This is a genomic window from Candidatus Zixiibacteriota bacterium (assembly GCA_035380245.1).
Taxonomy (GTDB): Bacteria; Zixibacteria; MSB-5A5; order GN15; family FEB-12; genus DAOSXA01.
Genome location: DAOSXA010000001.1, coordinates 680,569 through 698,906, shown reverse-complemented (window position 1 = coordinate 698,906; position 18,338 = coordinate 680,569). Strand labels below are relative to the sequence as shown.

At 52.9% G+C, this 18,338-nt stretch carries 11 protein-coding genes; 9 read left to right on the top strand and 2 right to left on the bottom strand.

Features of this window, described 5'->3' with window-relative positions:
* Positions 1–29: 29 nt before the first annotated feature.
* The 9 genes from PLF13_02825 to PLF13_02785 all read left to right on the top strand — a co-directional run bounded on the left by PLF13_02825 (position 30) and on the right by PLF13_02785 (position 14,133).
* Entirely contained in the window at positions 30–614 is a 585-nt protein-coding gene (locus tag PLF13_02825; protein HOP06203.1) for a TetR/AcrR family transcriptional regulator, read from the top strand.
* 529 nt (positions 615–1,143) lie between these two features.
* Positions 1,144–2,031, top strand: a complete 888-nt coding sequence (locus PLF13_02820; GenBank protein ID HOP06202.1) for an HDOD domain-containing protein — start codon at positions 1,144–1,146, stop codon at positions 2,029–2,031.
* Positions 2,028–3,488: an HDOD domain-containing protein gene (locus tag PLF13_02815; protein HOP06201.1), complete on the top strand. Its 1,461-nt coding sequence runs from the start codon at positions 2,028–2,030 to the stop codon at positions 3,486–3,488. Before PLF13_02820 ends, PLF13_02815 begins: the two co-directional genes overlap by 4 nt.
* Positions 3,489–3,682: 194 nt before the next feature.
* Complete coding sequence (locus tag PLF13_02810; GenBank protein HOP06200.1) at positions 3,683–3,943, top strand: hypothetical protein; 261 nt, start codon at positions 3,683–3,685, stop codon at positions 3,941–3,943.
* A gap of 215 nt (positions 3,944–4,158) precedes the next feature.
* Complete coding sequence (gene ettA, locus PLF13_02805) at positions 4,159–5,832, top strand: energy-dependent translational throttle protein EttA (protein HOP06199.1); 1,674 nt, start codon at positions 4,159–4,161, stop codon at positions 5,830–5,832.
* Between the two features lie 208 nt (positions 5,833–6,040).
* A complete protein-coding gene (locus PLF13_02800; protein HOP06198.1) occupies positions 6,041–6,982 on the top strand; it encodes a methyltransferase domain-containing protein in 942 nt (313 codons plus the stop codon).
* Positions 6,983–6,987: 5 nt separating this feature from the next.
* Complete coding sequence (locus tag PLF13_02795) at positions 6,988–8,103, top strand: DUF3524 domain-containing protein (protein HOP06197.1); 1,116 nt, start codon at positions 6,988–6,990, stop codon at positions 8,101–8,103.
* A gap of 123 nt (positions 8,104–8,226) precedes the next feature.
* Positions 8,227–9,228 (top strand): response regulator, encoded by a 1,002-nt coding sequence (locus PLF13_02790; GenBank protein ID HOP06196.1) that lies wholly within the window; start codon positions 8,227–8,229, stop codon positions 9,226–9,228.
* Positions 9,229–9,534: 306 nt separating this feature from the next.
* The gene (locus tag PLF13_02785; GenBank protein HOP06195.1) at positions 9,535–14,133 is read left to right on the top strand and encodes a GNAT family N-acetyltransferase; all 4,599 of its coding nucleotides are present in this window, start codon (positions 9,535–9,537) and stop codon (positions 14,131–14,133) included.
* 46 nt (positions 14,134–14,179) lie between these two features.
* Here the strand turns inward: PLF13_02785 and PLF13_02780 are convergent, their stop codons facing one another.
* Together PLF13_02780 and aspA are read right to left on the bottom strand one after the other, a co-directional pair.
* Positions 14,180–15,934, bottom strand: a complete 1,755-nt coding sequence (locus PLF13_02780; GenBank protein HOP06194.1) for a hypothetical protein — start codon at positions 15,932–15,934, stop codon at positions 14,180–14,182.
* 386 nt (positions 15,935–16,320) lie between these two features.
* Positions 16,321–18,183 (bottom strand): aspartate ammonia-lyase, encoded by a 1,863-nt coding sequence (aspA, locus tag PLF13_02775; GenBank protein HOP06193.1) that lies wholly within the window; start codon positions 18,181–18,183, stop codon positions 16,321–16,323.
* Between the last annotated feature and the right edge of the window lie 155 nt (positions 18,184–18,338).

The window sequence follows — 18,338 nt, the reverse complement described above, 5'->3', positions numbered from 1 at the left end:
AGGAGATACCGCACTATGCGGTTGGCATCATGAGTCCAAGACCCAAAGAGTTCAATCCCGATAAAGCCTTAGACGCCGCTATGAAACTCTTCTGGCGCAAAGGCTATGAAGCGACCTCGATCCAGGATTTGGTCGAGGCGATGAATATCAATCGATTCAGTCTCTATGATACGTTTGGCGACAAGCACCAGCTATACATGGCTGCATGTGATCGCTATCGGCGGTGGATGGACGAACGAATGCTTTCGTCACTCACCGAAGCTGCGTCCGGTCTCGATGGTCTTCGGAGTTTTTTTAATAAGCTCGAAGGTCACTACTCTTCACGGATGGGGCGGCGAGGCTGTTTTATTGTTAATTCCATAGTGGAAAGGGCGCAAGTTGATCGCCAGATAGCCAGGTGCAGTCAGGAGTTTATCTGTCAACTTGAGGCAGCTCTGGAGCACTGTCTGGTTATGGCCGTTGAAGCGAAAGAGATCAGCCCGTCGGAAACGCCGCATGAACTGGCTCAGCACCTCGCCGGGATCGTCCAGGGGATTGGTGTGGTAGGTAAGGCGTTTCCCGATATCAACCGCGTCAGGACCATGATCCGCTTCGCTCTTCGGATAATCGAATAGCGTCTACTTTTCTCATTAATCTTTTTCGATGTAATATCGTAGCCAATCAGGGCCAGGGTATTGCCGTTTTCATGTAAAGAAAAGCCAAAGAGCTATATGTACTGTGTCTGAAGCAACCTGTCCGGTGCGAAGCCAGATTCCAAACGGGTGGAATTATCACAGGGTAAGTTGCCCGTCAAAGACCAGGGCGGAGCCTAACATGATAACGGTAAAGATCTTACAAAAAAGAGAGTATGAGTTATTACCCTGATGAGACTAATTGAGAAAATCCTTCCGTACAGAAAAGACAAGCGACACTTCTACAAATTTCCAGGCTTCGACTCCACGTAGCAGGCGAATCTCGCGTCGTCCGATTGATTCTTCAATATATCTGACTGATTTAGATGCATTTATGGATGTCATGTCAGATCGACTTGCTTATAGCCAACTGTAACCAATTGCGCAACGGTAATGCAGGGTTGTTAGTCAATTCATCGCAAGGAATGCCGATAACAAGGAGAAAAGAGGAAGAATATCAGAAAGGGCTCCGATGCCTGATACGATTGATGAAAAGACAGCCACCAGAAATGATGACGCGATTGAGAATGTAATATCAGCAGTGGGTGAATTGCCTGCGTCACCGGCTATTGTAAGCTCTGTCATGGGTCTGACATCTGATCTCGATTCCAATGTAACAGACATCTCAAGAGTTCTATCCTCAGACCAGTCGCTTACGGCCAAGGTTCTGAAACTTTCCAATTCATCGTTTTACGGTCGTTCCAAGGGTGTACGGACGCTTCAGGAGGCGGTGCTGATTCTGGGATTTTTCACCGTCCGTTCACTGGTCGTGGCCACTTCGACTCACAGTATGTACATGAAAGACGATGAATACGGGCTGAAAAAGAAGCTCTGGCAACATTCGTTATCGTCGGCAGTTACGGCTCGCCAACTGGCGGAGCGAATCGGTTATGACGATGGGGATGAGTTGTTCATTGCGGCTTTGCTGCATGATATCGGCAAGCTGGTAATGATGCAGAAGATGTCCAAGCAGTATGAAGAAATCGTTGTCCGTGTTCAGGATGAACAACGTGAATTTTACGATGTGGAACATGAGGTTTTCGGTTTCTCGCATGATCAGGTAGCGAAGGTATTGCTTGAGAGTTGGTCGTTCCCGGAAAGTATCATCGAGAGTGTTTGTTGGCATCATCAACTTCCTCCCATCGAGGAAGGGATTCCCGTCCCAGGGGCATATTTAATCAATTTGAGCAACTCTGTGGCTAAAAGTTTTGGCGTAGGTTTCAACAATCCGGTACCGGAGAACATAGCTGATCTGGAATCGGCACGGGTGTTCGGTCTTAACGAAGATGATATAAATGAAATTGCCGCCAGAGCGTTCGAGCAATACCAGTCAGAAGTGGGGATATTCGAGGAAGCATGACTCATGCTATTCCGCAGGAGATGCAGGCCAGGCTTGGGAAGTTTTCGAAGCTGCCTTCGGTGCCCCAGATCGTGGTCAAGATTCGACAGGTATCCGAGGATCCCAAAGCCTCTGCCGCCGACCTGGCCAATTGCATTCTTTCCGATCATCAATTGACAACCCGCATTCTCCGCACGGCAAACTCGACCTATTACGGTTCGTTTGCCGGGAAGATCAACACCGTCACACACGCCATCGTGTTGGTTGGTTTTCGCGCGGTGCATAATATCGCGATTTCGATGGCGGTTTACGAGGTGGTGAACCATGTCTCCGACAAGACGTCGTTTGACCGGGTTGGATTCTGGACTCGCTCGCTCGCCTCGGGAGTGATAGCGAAATATATCGCTCACGAAATACGGCAGGAAAAACTGATCGAGGTGGCTTTCATTGCCGGTTTCCTGCATGATATCGGTCAGGCGGTGCTGGCGGCGTTGTACCCGGAAAAATACGAGAAGATATCGCAACTGAATCCCGATTCCTCCAACGTCTGGGAAACCGAGCGGGTGATTATCGGTACCGACCACTGTGAAGTCGGCGGCTATATGGCCGAAAAATGGAATCTGCCGCGCGGACTGGTCCGAGCTATCAAGGATCACCATCGCACCGATCTCATGCCGGAGGAGCGTTCGAGTCATCTGGTGGTCGATTTAGTTTACCTGTCCGATTTAATTCGACCGTTCGTTATGGCTTCGGCCGATCCCGAATCAGCCGAATATCGTGAAGTGATTGCCAAAGCTCGCCGGTTGGTCAATATATCCGATGAAGCTATGGTGAACCTGTTGGTAGAATGCCGCAGGCAGGTAGCGGAAATAGCTCAGGATCTTCAGATCGACATTCAAAGCGAACTGGAACCCAATGCCAACACCAACGCCATCCTTGCCGAAATGCAACAGCAGCTTACGGCTCAGGACGTACAACTGGCCTTTCTGCGTAATGCCACCGGCGCTTTGCTTGAAGCCAGAAAGCAGGATGAGATTCTTCAGGTTGTATGTGAAGCCGTATATCGAGGGCTCCAAATGGGACGGGTGGCGGTATTCGAATATGATCCCCGGAAATCGCTGTTCACCGGCAATGTCGGATTCGGTTTCGAATCGCAGCAGACCGTCCAGGCGTTGCAGTTCACGGCCCGGGAAGGATTTTTCCAGCAAATCCTGAACGAGGGCCGTCCATTGTTTTATGATGGAGAGGGATCAACCGTCCCGGTTACGTCGGATGAGTTGAAGCGTTTGAACAGCAACGAGTTCATTGCCGTACCGATAACCATTCTCGACGAAGTCAGATTCGTAGTTTTTATCGATGCCACCGAACCGCATCTGCCCGTCGACGACAACCTCCTTGCTTCGATTATGTCGTTGGCCAACCAGGCGGCGGTAGTCCTGGAACGAAATCTTCTCAGAGCCAAACTCGGTCGGTCATAACGGCACTGGCCATCCTGAGCTGGATCAACACGAATCCAATTATACAATCTGAAGGAGGGGATGCGGACCAGCTGCAATCGATTGGAAATTCGTTTCCACTTCGAATAATGCAACCTCAACCAGAGTAATCCGTATTGACAGATGGGTAAAAGGCTCAGGGTGCTTGACACCCGGGATTAGAAGGGGACAAAGCCATGTTAAAAACTCTTGGGTTGATGTTCGCAGGTTTGATTCTGATCGGCCTCCTGTGCAGCGGCGGATTAGGACTGATCGGCGGCATTATAGGCGGGGTGGCAGGGATCATCGGTGGTCTCATCGCCGGTATCTTCGGGATCATAGCGGGTGTGCTCGGCGCTGTGGCCGGTATCCTGGGAGCACTGTTCGCCGTTTTTCTGCCGGTATTGATTGTTGTTGCCGTGATTGTCGGCGGACTCAAACTTCTGACCGGAATCTGATCCACAACCGACATCTTTCTTATTCGAGCGGTTTCAACCGCAATCGTTGGACTATGTCCGGTTCGCTCTATCAATTGACTTGTCACATTCACTTTCTCTCTCTACATTTGGCCTCATAGAAACGGAAGCATGCAGGGAAAAGGTTCATTGCAACCTTGACTTGACAGCGCAATCCGGACGGGGACAGATCAACACACCTATTAAAGGACTGGCCGATGGCTGATAAATACATTTTCACGATGCTTCGCCTGAATAAGTTCTACGGGCAGAAGCAGGTGCTTAGGGACATCAACCTCTGTTTTTATCCGGGAGCCAAAATCGGAATCGTGGGTGAAAACGGCTCAGGCAAGTCAACGGTGTTGAAAATCATGGCCGGGCTCGATGATAATTTCCAGGGGCAGGCGTTTATCACGCCGGGATATCGAGCCGGAATCGTACAGCAGGAACCGGTGCTCGACGACAGCCTGACGGTCAAGCAAACCATCAGTCTTGCGTTCGGTGAATTGTCACGGATGCTCGATGAATACAACCAGCTCGCCGAGAGTATGGCTGAACCAATGGACGACGACGCCATGCAGAAAGCGATGGATCGCATGGGCGAGCTTCAGGACAAGCTCGATACCGCCGATGCCTGGAATCTTGATCAGATGATCAACAAGGCTTCCGATGCGCTCTGTTTGCCCGATGACGATCGCATTGTCGGCACTCTCTCCGGGGGCGAGCGACGACGCGTGGCCCTTTGCAAAGCCCTCCTGGAGAAGCCCGACCTGCTGTTGCTCGATGAGCCGACCAACCATCTCGATGCCGAGACGGTGGTCTGGCTTGAGGAACAGCTCAAGGAATACCCCGGGACGGTTATTATAGTTACTCACGACCGCTATTTTCTCGATAACATCACGCGCTGGATTCTGGAGCTGGACGGCGGTCACGGTGTCCCGTGGGAGGGTAATTACAGTTCCTGGCTGGAGCAGAAGCTGGCCAAACTGGCCGAGCAGGAAAAAGACGACAGCGCCCGGGCCAAAGCTCTTCAACGCGAGCTGCAATGGATCAAGATGAGCAATAAAGATCGCCATCAGATGGCGCGTTCGCGTATTGCCGAATACGAGCAGTTGGTGGCGCGGGAATCAGCGGCCGGTAAGCGGGATGAAGCGGTAATCCGCATAGCACCCGGCCCGCCGCTCGGGGACAAAGTGATCGAGGTCAGGGACCTGTTCAAGAAGTACGACAAAGCGGAGCTTATTAAAGAGGCCGAATTCTCAGTTCCCAAGTCGGCCGTAGTGGGGCTGGTTGGACCCAATGGAACCGGCAAGACCACTTTACTGCGCATGCTGATCGGTGAAGAGCAGCCTGATAACGGCCAGATCGATTTGGGCAGCACGGTTCAGTTCGGGTATGTCGATCAGGAACGCACCGGATTGTCCGGCGATACCCCGCTGGTCGAGGCCATCGCCGACGGTGCTTCAGAGATACCGGTCGGTACTCGAACCGTGCCGGTGCGGCAATATCTGTCCTGGTTCGGATTCCGTGGGGCGGATCAACAGAAAAAGGTGAGTGATTTTTCGGGTGGTGAGCGCAACCGCTGCAACCTGGCTCGTACCCTCAAGCTCGGAGGGAACGTATTATTGCTCGATGAGCCAACCAACGATCTCGATGTCAACACCTTGCGGATGCTTGAGGAAGCGATTCATCATTTCAGCGGCTGCGTTTTGGTGGTCAGCCACGACCGGTTTTTCCTTGACCGCATCTGCACGCATCTGCTCGTGTTCGAGGGAGAAGGAAAAGTCCGCTGGTTCGAGGGCAATTTCCAGCAGTATGAGAAATGGCGGATGGATAACCTTGGCGATAAACTGTACGAAAATCGCCGTCTGCGTTACCGCCGCCTGACCTGATCGGTAATCCGGATTGACCCGGAACATAGGGGCTTGTTGAAGAAGTCATACACCTGGTCATTCAGTAAGACACAACTGTAATGCGGGCGACTCAAGGCCGCCTGCTACGCGAGATTAAGGTTCTTTAACGCGTAACGGCGAGGCTTGTCTCCGTCGTAGAAGAGGTTTTTCAACAATCCCTTAGTGAGAGTGGTTGAGAGGAGAAAGTATGGCCGAGGACAAACAGGACAAAATCGAATGGTCGAAGGGACGCCATCGTGAGGCACTGATCCAGCAGCGCAAGTTCATGTGGCCGGAGGATTCGGTTGAAAAGCTGGCCGCCTGGTTCGAGTTGAGCCCCGGCATGATATTGGCGGACATTGGTTGCGGTCTTGGCTATATCGGATTGACTTATTTCAAATTCTTCGGACAAGGCGGGGAGTATCTCGGTATCGACAACAACGAGACTCTTCTGCATGAGGCCGAGGAAATCTCGAAAGACTGGGCAATCGGCGGCACGGCTCGATTCATGAAAGCCGATGCCTGCTCGCTACCGTTGGCGGATGAGTCGGTCGATGTGGCCGCTTGTCAGACTTTGTTGATGCATCTGCCCGAACCGGAGCGGGCGCTGAAGGAGATGATCCGGATCGTGAAGCCGGGCGGGTTGATAATCTGTTTCGAACCGGACAATCTCTCGAATATGCTGATAGAGGGGAACAACTCCTTCCCGGAGCAACCGCTCGAGGTAAAGCTGTTCTTGCGTAAGATTTCCTTTTTGACCTACGAGGGACGAAAAAAACTCAGCAAGGGAGATCTTCAAATTGGGTCGAAAATCCCTCTTATAATGTCGCAACTTGGCTTGACCGATATCGGCATTCGCAACTGTGATCGGGTGGGGATGGTTATCCCGCCGTACGAGGGAGAGGAACAGCAACATCGAATTAAGAACATTCGGCAGCACATGGGAAGGGAACACCATGAGGAGGAGCTGGCCGAGATGGAGGCGGAGTTCGAGGCGGGCGGCGGTGATCCTGAAGAATTCCGGCGGTATCGTGAAATCGTGGAGGAGATTCGCTGCGTGGCCAGGGAACAGCTAGATCGGGACGAGTTCTGGGCAGTCATGCCACCGTTGTTCTACGCTATCAAAGGGCGGAAGGCGAGTAGTAGATAGCTCCTATGAACCTCCTTGCCTTTGAGCCGTACTACGGGGGGAGCCATCAGGCCTTTATCGACGGCTGGATCAAACACAGCCAACACAACTTCACCCTGCTCACGCTTCCGGCCACGAAATGGAAATGGCGCATGCGCCATGCTGCCATCACACTGGCCGAACAAGCAGCGCATCTAGTCGATCAGGGCGCCAAGTTCGACCTGATTTTCTGCACCGACATGATCAATTTAGCCGAACTCAAAGGTCTCCTGCCGCCGTTGTTACAGCAGGTCCCGACCCTGCTGTATTTCCACGAAAACCAACTCACCTATCCGGACCCGAATTCTTCGGAGAAAGATTTTCATTTCGGTTTTACCAACATCGTAAGTGGTATCGCCGCCGATGCGATCTGGTTCAACTCGGAATTTCATCGACGGGTGTTTCTCGATGCCGCCGCAGCGTTCGTACGGCGCATGCCCGACTGTGAGCCGACTAGACCGGTGGCACAACTTGAAACCAGGGCAGCGATTCAGTCGCCGGGTATCGAACCGCTCAATCCACCGCCGAAACGCATTCCCGGACCGTTGCGGATTCTCTGGGCCGCCCGCTGGGAACACGACAAAAACCCCGCTCTTTTTCTTCAAGCCATGGAGAGGCTCAGGAAGGCCGATACACCTTTCCGCCTCAACGTAATCGGGCAGACGTTCGAAAGTCAGCCGGAGGTGTTTGAACAAATCCGGGAGAAGCTGGCCGATCACATTGATCACTGGGGATTTATCGAATCACGCCGGGAGTACGAACAAATTCTGGCCGAATCGGATGTTTTCGTATCTACCGCCAATCATGAATTTTTCGGGATCGCTGCGGTGGAAGCAATCGCCGCCGGTTGCATCCCGCTTCTACCGAATCGACTGGCTTATCCGGAACTGCTGGTTGATTTGTCCGAAACGGAGCGAGCCTTCTGTCTTTATGATGGCTCAAGCGAACAGTTGACCGAACGTCTGAAACAATTGGCTGAAGTCAAAACCAACGATATAAACCTACCGCTTAATGCCGCACGTCTCTCAGAGATAATGAGACGATTCTCCTGGTCCCGACGCGCTTCCGAAATGGATGCCGCACTTGAATTTTTACAACGCTGACAACAGCTTTTTTCTGCGTGCCATCATAATGCAGTACAATCAGTTAGCTGTAGGGCCGGAACGTTTGTTCAGGTTTGACTAGTTGTAACCGATAACTAGGTTAAGGACAAAGGGAGCTAGAAAATGTCGACCGATAACAGCGATCCGGATATACCCCGGCGGCTGGCAATCCATCGGGGACCAGAGAACGAAATTCACTCGCGGCAGAGCGCAAGTTCCAGCCGCATTCTTAAAATTCTGCTCATTGAAGACGAAGAATCCCATGCTGCGCTGGCGCTTGAGGGATTTGCCGTTCAATCCGAACGTTTTCAAGTTGAAGTAGTCTCCAGTCTGGCGCAGGCGAGATCATCCCTGACCGAGTTCAATCCCGATCTGGTGATTTGTGATCTGATGCTTCCCGATGGCCGCGCCACTGATTTTTTGTCCGGTTCCGATATAGCCTATCGCTTGCCGGTTGTGGTGATGACCAGTCAGGGAACCGAACAGGCAGCGGTTGAGATCCTGAAACTCGGCGCGATTAACTATGTGGTGAAATCGGTTGCCACTCTGACCGGTCTTTACCGTGTAGCCGACGATGCTATGCAGGAGTGGAATACCAAATTCGTATGTCGCGGTCCGGCCGGAGGGCACATTGACTGTGCTCTTAAGGGACAAATGGATCGCTTGCGTCAGGATGTTCAGATGACTCGCGGTGAACTTCAGACACAGCGACTGATCAACCGTTCGCTGCAACAGCAGGTGGTGCACCTGCGAACAACGCTGGAACTGGCAAATCTGGCGGCAGCCTGGATCGATTCCGACGGCCAGGTCGTGTTCGTGAGCGATAAAATGCTTGATCGGCTCGGTCCGGAAGTCGACGCCGCCAGAATCAGTGATGTCGAGAATCTAAGCCCGGATCTGAACCTCATGCACTGGCCCGATCAATGGGAGAAGTTACGTCATTACCGCATCCTGGCGGTCAAACTGACGCTGGGGAGTCGTAAGGAGAAAGTATCGGCGACGGCATCGCTAATTTCGACTGAGTTGGGAGAGTTCTGTTTCCTTCAAATAACCGACCGTCCAACTGTTCTTGAGGAACAACCAGCGATATCCGGCGGACGAGTAGTTGCGGTGGAAACAAACTGACGTCAAAGAACCAGTTATGGAAGCCGCTCCCGGTGCTGACGTTAATTAATGAACTCTTCACACGGCGAAGATAAAACTATCGCCGCTTCGCGTTTCATCTCTCTATTCCTGCTTAATGAGTGCTCGCAGCGTGTTCATCGTACATCCCAATCCGGAAATCCTGAAATAGCAACTCATTGTCCGACGGACAAGGGCGATGTCCGAAGGATTTATTATTTTGAATCGTATTCACACCTCTTATTGTCTGTTTTTATACGATAGTGTATTATTGAACGAAAGATATATAGGCGGCATGAACGGAGCGAAATGGACAAACTCAGAGAGCTTCTGGATAAATATGATTCCCTCGATCAGGCGGCTCATAAGGAAGCAGCAGCCGAGATACTAGCACGGGCCGAAAGTCTTATTGCCAAAGGAGCCGATCAGGTCGATCCGGATCTCTGGCATTATTATCTCGATGTTACCGGGCGGCATGTTTTTGTCGATTGTTTGTCGGAACGTGAGGCGCGGTATCGCTGGGCCGAAACGACTTTCAAAGCCATCGCCGCTTCGAATTACGGACCGCTTCAGATGTTCGAACAACGGGTGCGCCGTCATCCGGATCATACGCTTTTCCAGGACATGTCCACCCAGCCTCCGGCTATGCTCAGTTATAAGCTGATTGCCGATCGGTTGCGTTCGATTGCCTCGGCCCTTTATCATATCACTCCCGAGCCAAGAGTAGCGATTTTTTCGGAGAATTGTGTCGACGGCGCCTGCACCGATTTGGCCTGCTTGTTCTATGATATTCTGGTAACGCCGATCAATGTTCATACCGACCCGGAGTCGCTGGCCTGGATGTTCGATCTGCTGAAGATCAACATCGTCGTAACCGACGGCGAGATACGTTATCAACGTCTGCTCAAGGCTCGCGCCAAATGTAACGATAGCTTCAAGATCCTGACTATGACACCCAACACCGGTATGTCTGAGGCACAGTCGCTGACCGAAGCCACCCTGGCTGTCGCTCCCAGTGAGGGGCGTGAACTGCTCAAAAATCGCCGGCGTCGACCGCTCGATGAAGTTGCCACGGTGATGTTCACTTCCGGCAGCACCGGTCGTCCCAAGGGTGTTTCGTTTTCGCTCTATAATCTGATTACCAAGCGTTTCGCGCGCAGCGCCGCATTACCGCAAGTGGGAGACAATGAAGTTCTTCTTTGTTATCTGCCGTTGTTTCATACTTTCGGGCGGTTTTTCGAGATGATGGGGGCGATCTATTGGAGTGGAACTTATGTCTTCCCCGGCAATCCGTCTTCGGAAACACTCATGGCGCTGCTCAAACAGGTCAATCCGACCGGTTTGATCTCGGTCCCTATCCGCTGGGTTCAGATTCACGAACGATGCGAACAACACATGTCCTCGGCTACCTCACTCGAGGGGCAGAACGATCTTTTCCGTGAAGTAGTGGGAGGCCGCCTTCGCTGGGGGCTTTCTGCCGCCGGGTATCTGGCTCCGGCCGTGTTCAAGTTTTTCAATCGTTATGGGGTGAGTCTCTGCAGCGGTTTCGGTATGACCGAAGCGACCGGCGGCATCACCATGACTCCCCCCGGCGATATTCCGGATAACTCGATAGGCATCCCACTGCCGGGAGTCAAAGCACGCCTGAGCAAAAAAGGGGAGTTGAGCATAGCCGGGCCGTATATCGCTCGTTATTACGACGATGCTCCGGTGGGAGGGACGATACCGATCGATCCGAAACCGGAGGATGAGCCCTGGATTGCGACCGGAGACCTTTTCCATCGGCTGGAAAACGGCCATTATGAAATTGTCGATCGCCTCAAGGATATCTACAAGAACAGTCGGGGACAAACGATTGCGCCACGCAAAGTCGAAAAGAAACTCGAGGGAGTAGCCGGAGTCAAAAGGTCGTTTCTGGTGGGGGATGCTCGCGAGTTCAACGTGCTGTTGATCGTTCCCGATCTCGCGGACCCGGTGGTGGTTGGATTCCAGGACCAGGTTGCCCTGCGCGACTATTATCATCAGATCGTGACCAATGCCAACACCGATCTGGCGCCGTTCGAGCGGGTGATTAATTTTGCCGTACTCGATCGCGATTTCGATGTCGATAAGGAAGAACTTACCCCCAAAGGCTCGTTCCGCCGGAAAGTGATCGAGAAAAATTTCGAGACGGTGATCGGCGAGCTGTATCAAAGCAAGTATGTTGAGCTGTACTGGCAGGGTTACACGATTCGTATTCCGCGCTGGTTCCACCGGGACATCAGCGTGCTGGAGGATGACATCATTGTCGACAGCGAAGGGCTTACCGCAGCAGGACGTCCGGTCGGACTGCGGCTGGCCAAGACGGCTGAAAATCGGGTGGTTATCGGAGATCTCAGCTATGAGCTTACGGGGCGGATGATTGATCTCGGTCTCATGGCGCGACAACCGCTGCTCTGGATCGGAAATCCTTCTTTGATTGCGTTCGGACCCTGTCGCGAAGGATGGGACCTGCCGCCGGAGCCGTTCTCCGGACAGGTGCAAATACCCGATCGTGCGGAGATTTCGGCAGAATCGCTCCTGAATCTCCCGTCGCGACCGGTGCGTGATCAGGAACTGGCGGTGGTCAACCAATTGATTCTCCAGGCGCAGTTCGGGCCGGTCGAATCGGCTTCATGGGCTGTAACCAATCTCGGTCGAGCGCTGGAGGAGTCGGACGAGCGAGTGGCGCGGGTGATCCGTCGTCGTCTCGAAGGCCTCGCTTATCATCCGGAATTCAAGATCAGATCGCTGGCTTATCGCACGCTGTTGCTGGATGAACCTTCTCCCGACTACGGCCGGGTGTTGCCTTCATTCATTGAATCCGGACTGGCTTTCCTCGACGAGGACTCGATCCGCGAGGTGGCTCAATCGAACTTGAAGCATCGTCGCCTCCAGGCGTTGCGTCAGCGCATGTATACTTATCGCACACAACTGACCTGGCCGGCATCCGAGGTAACCCGCCACCAATTCGAGCACATGCTGGCTCTGCTGGCCAACTTCGCGCGGGTTCATCCGGAATACTACAACACCGCTCGCGCTGAACTGGCCGGATGGATTCTTCATAAGGACGATCCCAGACTGGCCACCTTTGCCGAGGTCTGTTTTGCCGAATTGTCGCACGACTACGAAAAACAACTGCTGAAAAAACTCCCCAGTTTCTCGGAAGAAGTCTGGGATGCGAAAATAGAGTTCGGTGAAGAACTCACGGCCTCAGAGAAATACGTATTGCGCCAGGTGCTGGTAGGAACCGGTTTTCTCGAAGAGTCGATCATTCTGGCGTTCGATGAACACGAGTTCGATCTGGGAGATGTGCCCGACAAGGGGATCTGGATATCGCGAATTATATCGCGGCGTCATTATCTCCGCTATCGGGTGAGTGTCAACGCCTCAAGCGGCAAGCATTACGATCTGCAGTTGATCATCAACGAAGATGTCACCGATGCCCGCGTGCTCGAAACGATCTACTGGTTGATGTCAATCTCAAGCTATCCATACGGTTCTCCGGTGCTGCCGCGCCTGGGATGCTGTCGTCTCGAATTGAATGCCCGCTCGCTGGTTTATCAGGGCGAGTTGACCGTTTGGGAGAAGATTCGTGAGTTGTCATCGCAGGAACACCGCACTGATCATCAGAGCGGCCGCTGGCGCAAACTTTTCATCGAGGCGCTTGGTACGTATTTCAAAGGTTGGCTGGTCAGCGGACGGAGGATCGTGACGGGTGCGGTTACTCCGGAAAATGTCATGGTGCCGGAACAGGATTTTCGCCAGGGAGCGGCAGTGCAGTCGATAACCGGCTGGCGGCCCTATGAGAATACACTTTCGCTGATCCGTCCGATGGTCCAGAATTTCTTCCGTCGCACCGAGGCGCATTATCCCTGGTATCGCTCGATCCTGAATACCGATTGGATTTTCGATGCCTGTGTGGAGAAGCTGGGTCTGGAGGAAGGGCAGAAATTTTTGACACAACTGCGCGAGGACCTGCACCGCGAGGTGCTGTCGCACGATCAGGATAACTTCTGCAAGAGGCTTGATGATTACCTGATCAAGCTATCATCGGTTTATTATGTATCGTTGCCGCTTCAAAACGCGATTGATCGTTACCATGAATGGGATAAAATCAATCCAAGCGCCTCACCTCAGGCCCGCGAGCAGATTACTATCGAGCTGTTACGGTTGTATCGGCTGGATCGCCTTCCCGAGATTGCTCGCTATCATCTCTATCGACACACTTATTTTGCCAAGGCCGAAGGCAATGTTCGGGAGGCTTTCGATACTCTCCTGCGCAAAATGTTCAAGAAAACGACCACCCCCGCAATTCAATTGATTGAGTTGTCTGATTTACAATCGACGATTGAAGATCTTTTCGATCGACAAGTTTTCAGCCAGTTGATTTTCCCGAAAGCCCAGAAGACGCGTCAGATGGATATCCTGACGGTCGGCGATTCCGAGCATAAGCATGTTATTCTACGCACCAGTTATGCCGATCAACACGGCGAGGTGTACACCTTCCGCGAACCGATCGAACCGGCCGAGATTGGCCAGCTTTATCGGTTATTTTTCAAAGAAGGTTATCCCAAGACCGTCACCGAGCGAGATCGGTTTTTGGTTGTGGCCGATGCTCAGGAGCAACTGGTCGGCGGGCTTTGCTATCGTTTTGAGGGAGACGATGTGGTCCACCTCGATGGTTCAGTGATCGCTCCGCCGGTGATGGGGCGGGGAATCGGCTCGGCGTTGGTGGAAGATTTTTGTAACCGCATGGCCAACCAGGGTATGCGGGTGGTCAAGACGCATTTCTTCCTGAGAAGATTTTACATGTCACGCGGTTTTGTCGTCGACAAACGCTGGGGTGCGCTGGTGCGATTCCTCAAGCCCTCTGAGGAAGCGGAGTAGATTAATCGCACGGCAAGTCCATCTTTGGACCTGCCGTGAAATCGCATCAGTTGTTCTCGATCGTGACTGTGTAGTGCACCATGTCCTCTCCACCTATCTTGTCAACTAGCTCCCAGGCCTTGGTGTTGGACAAGCCGGTCGGAATCATTGCCATGGCGTTGTCGGTAATGGTCACGGATTCCAGCACATAGCCGGTAGCCGAGTTGGGAAGCAAGCCCCAGAGGCCCTCGACACTCGTCAGTCGCCAGCAGTTGGTGATGCGAAGACTCCCTTCGACGAAATCCAGTTGAGCCAGAGCGTCAACATTGTCCAGGTGTTGGAGCAATTGCAGATAGAGATTGCCGCCGACATGGGTGACGGCGTCTAGCCCCTCGAGACTCCTTAATGAGTCACAACTTTCGATGTACAGGTTGGCGCCGACGGTAGTAACGAATTCCAGGGCCGAGATATCGGACAACTCGTCGCAGTTTTCGATTTGAAGGCTGCCGTCAACGATCTGAAGCGTGCCGAGGCCGTCGAGACTCTCCAGCGAATTGTTATCGATCATGAAGAAGCCGCCGACCGAACTCAACATGCTCAATCCGGTCAAGTCGGTCAGTGCGCCACAGTCCTCGATCTCGAAACTCCAGCCGACCGTTTGCAGGTTTTCCAAACCATGGAGGTCCTCGAGACCGTCACAGTTTCTTATAATGGCATGTTCTTCGACCGACCGGATGTTCAGGCCGACAAGCGTGGTCAACAAGCTCTGATAAGAGATGGTCAAGGATTTGGCGCTCGAAATTCCCTCCAGACCGACAAGGCTCGTGAGCAACGCGTTCGATTTGATCGTCAGACCGTACGCCGCTCCGGATATGCCGCCAAGGCCGAGCAGGCTGGTCAGGGAGTCGTTGTCGTAAATGTAGAGACTGCCGTAGCTGCTGTAACCGCTGGGATTCAGGGTTGTGAGTGAGAACAGGCTATCGACATTCTGCAGAGACGGATTCCGCTGGATAACGATCGAACCGGCTGACTCCAACGAAGGCAGAGCGACCATGCGTAGTGAATCACATTCCTCTATCTTCAGTAAACAGTCAATCGAGCTAAGGTTTGGTATGCTGACATGGACTATGTTGTGTTCGACGGAAGGGTAGTCCCTGATGTACAGTGTGCCGTCAATCGTCAATAGGTTGGGAAGCGAGACCGTGTCGGGAGCGCAGGTCCAGATCTCGAGTTCGCCGTCAATTGAGGTGTAATCCTGGAAATCAGCCAGGGTCGCGCTGTCCTTGATGGCATAGTCGCCCTCGTACACGTTGCCGCCGGTGCTGACGGTACCGACAATGCCGTAGCTGGAAAAACTGTTTACCGGTGCGCTTACGTAATTACTGTCGGTACAAACGGAATAACCGGCAACCGGTGACCAGGCGTTGTTGACAATCTTACACAGGCGAAGACTGCTTTCGTCGACGCCGGAGGGAAGATTACTCTCGCTGTATTTGATGGATATGGTGATCGGAGTAAGAAACTGCTGGCCGTCAGGCGAGAAATCGTAACAGGACCCCGGGACATAACCGTCATCAGCCGGGTAACTACTTTCGACTTCGACCGCGACTTCTATCGCGGAATCGACCGCGTTCCGGGGAAAGTTCAATCCCACAGCTCCGCTTACGAAGGTGAAAACGCCGCCGGCAGTGTCGACCGTGGTGCCGACTGTGCTATCGTCCCCGCCGTCGTTGGATGAAGATACGGAGTCGTCACCGCAGCCCCAGAATGGTATGAATAGTAATGCTGTTACCAGTACTAAGGTGAGAAATCTAGTGCTCATGATAGTCCCTGTATAAATCTTATGGGTCTGTAATTTACAATGCTATGGTAGTAAGTAAGTCTTATTATGGGAGGGTAACACGGTATCGTCAAGGGATTTGTGGGAAATGATGTATAAAAGGCATGACTTTGTGTTCCATTTTTGCAAATAAACGCGATATCCTCTACGAGAGAGTGTTCGCATAGCGAGCAGCCTTGTGTTGCCCGCATTACAGACATGTTTTGCTGAACATGTGTGCGTGCGGCCTTTTCAACAGTCCCCTCCGCCGGGATTACTTTTTTTTCGTGGTACAATTATACAAAGAAACGGAGGCAGACCGGAAGGTCTGCCTCCACGTACCAACATCCCGCCCGTCCATGGGTGAGAAGCTCGGGGATACTCGGACTTCAGCCGTTGGGGCCGATCATATTCTCCGGGGAAAGCAACTCATCGAGTTTTTCTTTCGATAACAGTCCCCGTTCGAGCACGAGTTCATACAACGACCGGTTCGTTTCCAGCGCCTCTTTAGCGAGTGAGCTACATGTCTCATATCCAAGCACGGGCGAGAGGTTCGTTACGAGACCGACACTGTTCTCGACCATCCGGCGGCAGCGCTGTTCGTTGGCGGTGATGCCGTCGACACAGCGGTTTTTGAGCGTGATCATCCCGTTTCGGAGCATCTCGATCGACTCGAAAATAGACTGGGCAATCACCGGTTCCATGACGTTCAGTTCGAGCTGGCCCGCCTCGGCGGCGAGGGTTACGGTGAGATCGTTACCGATCACCTTGAAAGCGATCTGGTTAACGACTTCCGGTATAACCGGATTGACCTTACCAGGCATAATCGAAGAACCGGGTTGCATCGCCGGTAAATTAATCTCGTTGATACCGGCCCGGGGTCCGCTGGAAAGCAATCGCAGATCGTTCGATATTTTGGAGAGCTTGACCGCCAACCGCTTGGTGGCCGATGAATACATAACGAAAGCGCCGGTGTCGGAAGTTGCCTCGACCAGGTTTCTGGCCAGGGAGACCTCGAGGCCGGTGATTTTGCGCAGATGGCTTATCACATGAGCCGAATAGCGGGGATCGGCGTTGATGCCGGTACCGATGGCGGTGCCTCCCATGTTTACTTCTAGGAAAAGATCCGCGTTGAATTGCAGACGGTTGATTTCTTCCTCGAGGGTCGTGGCCCAGGATTCGAATTCCTGTCCCAGGGTCATCGGCACGGCGTCCTGTAACTGGGTGCGGCCCATTTTTATCACACGGGCAAACTCGCGGCCCTTGGCTCGGAATGACTCGGCCAGATCCTTAAGAACCTCAAGCAACTTCCGATTGGCGTTAATCAAAGCGATTTTGAGAGCCGTGGGGTAAGCGTCGTTAGTGGATTGGGACAGGTTGACGTGGTTGTTGGGATGACAGTATTCGTATTCGCCTTTCTCGTGCCCGAGAATTTCGAGGGCGATGTTGGCAATTACCTCGTTGGCGTTCATGTTGGTCGAGGTTCCGGCGCCGCCCTGGATCATGTCGACTACGAAATGGGTATGAAATTGTCCGTTGATGATCTTGGTGCCGGCCTTGACGATTGCATCGGCGATATCATCCGGCAGCAGGCGAAGGTCGCGGTTGGCCTCGGCGGCGGCAATTTTTACCATCGCCAGGGCGTTAATCACGTCCGGGAACTGAGCCAGCGATATCCCGCTGATCGGAAAATTCTCCATGGCCCGCAACGTCTGCACGCCGTAATAGAATTCGTGAGGAACATCGCGATAACCGAGCAGGTCATGTTCCTCGCGAGTACGCCCGGAGATATACTGTGCTCCGGCGCTGGCGACGCGGGTCGCGGCCTGGCGCATCCGCCGGGCAATGACCCGAGCGACGCGCGAGAGTAACTTGGTGGCAATAGACGGATAATCGGCGGTGAGTTGTTCGAACTGCTTGCGCGAAAGGACCAGCAAGCGACTCGGCAACACGGCCCGGGCCGATGTTGAGTGGGGGTAGTCGTCCATGAGGACACCCTCGCCGAGGAAGTCGAACCGACTGAACGTCGCCAGCCGTTTTTCCTCTCCCAGGGCAGTGGTGGTGAACAATTCCACGCTGCCGTCCTCGATCAAGTGCAGGAAGCGACGCGGTGCATGTTGCTCGAAAAGAAGTTGGTTGGCTTCCAGAAGACGCGATTCCAGAAGTTGGACGATCAACTCCAGCTCCTCGTTGTCGAGGTCTTTGAACAGTTCTATTCGCTGGAGGAATTCTACCTTGGTTAAACGATCCATTATCACTATCCCGTTTCCGAAGTTCAATCATAGCCCGGCCTTTTATCCGAACCCATCGCCACTACAATACACAATCGAATCCAATCTGAAAAGAAAAACCCCTTGCCAGGCGGACTTAACGAGGATTTGTTATTCAGAAACAAAGGATGAGGATG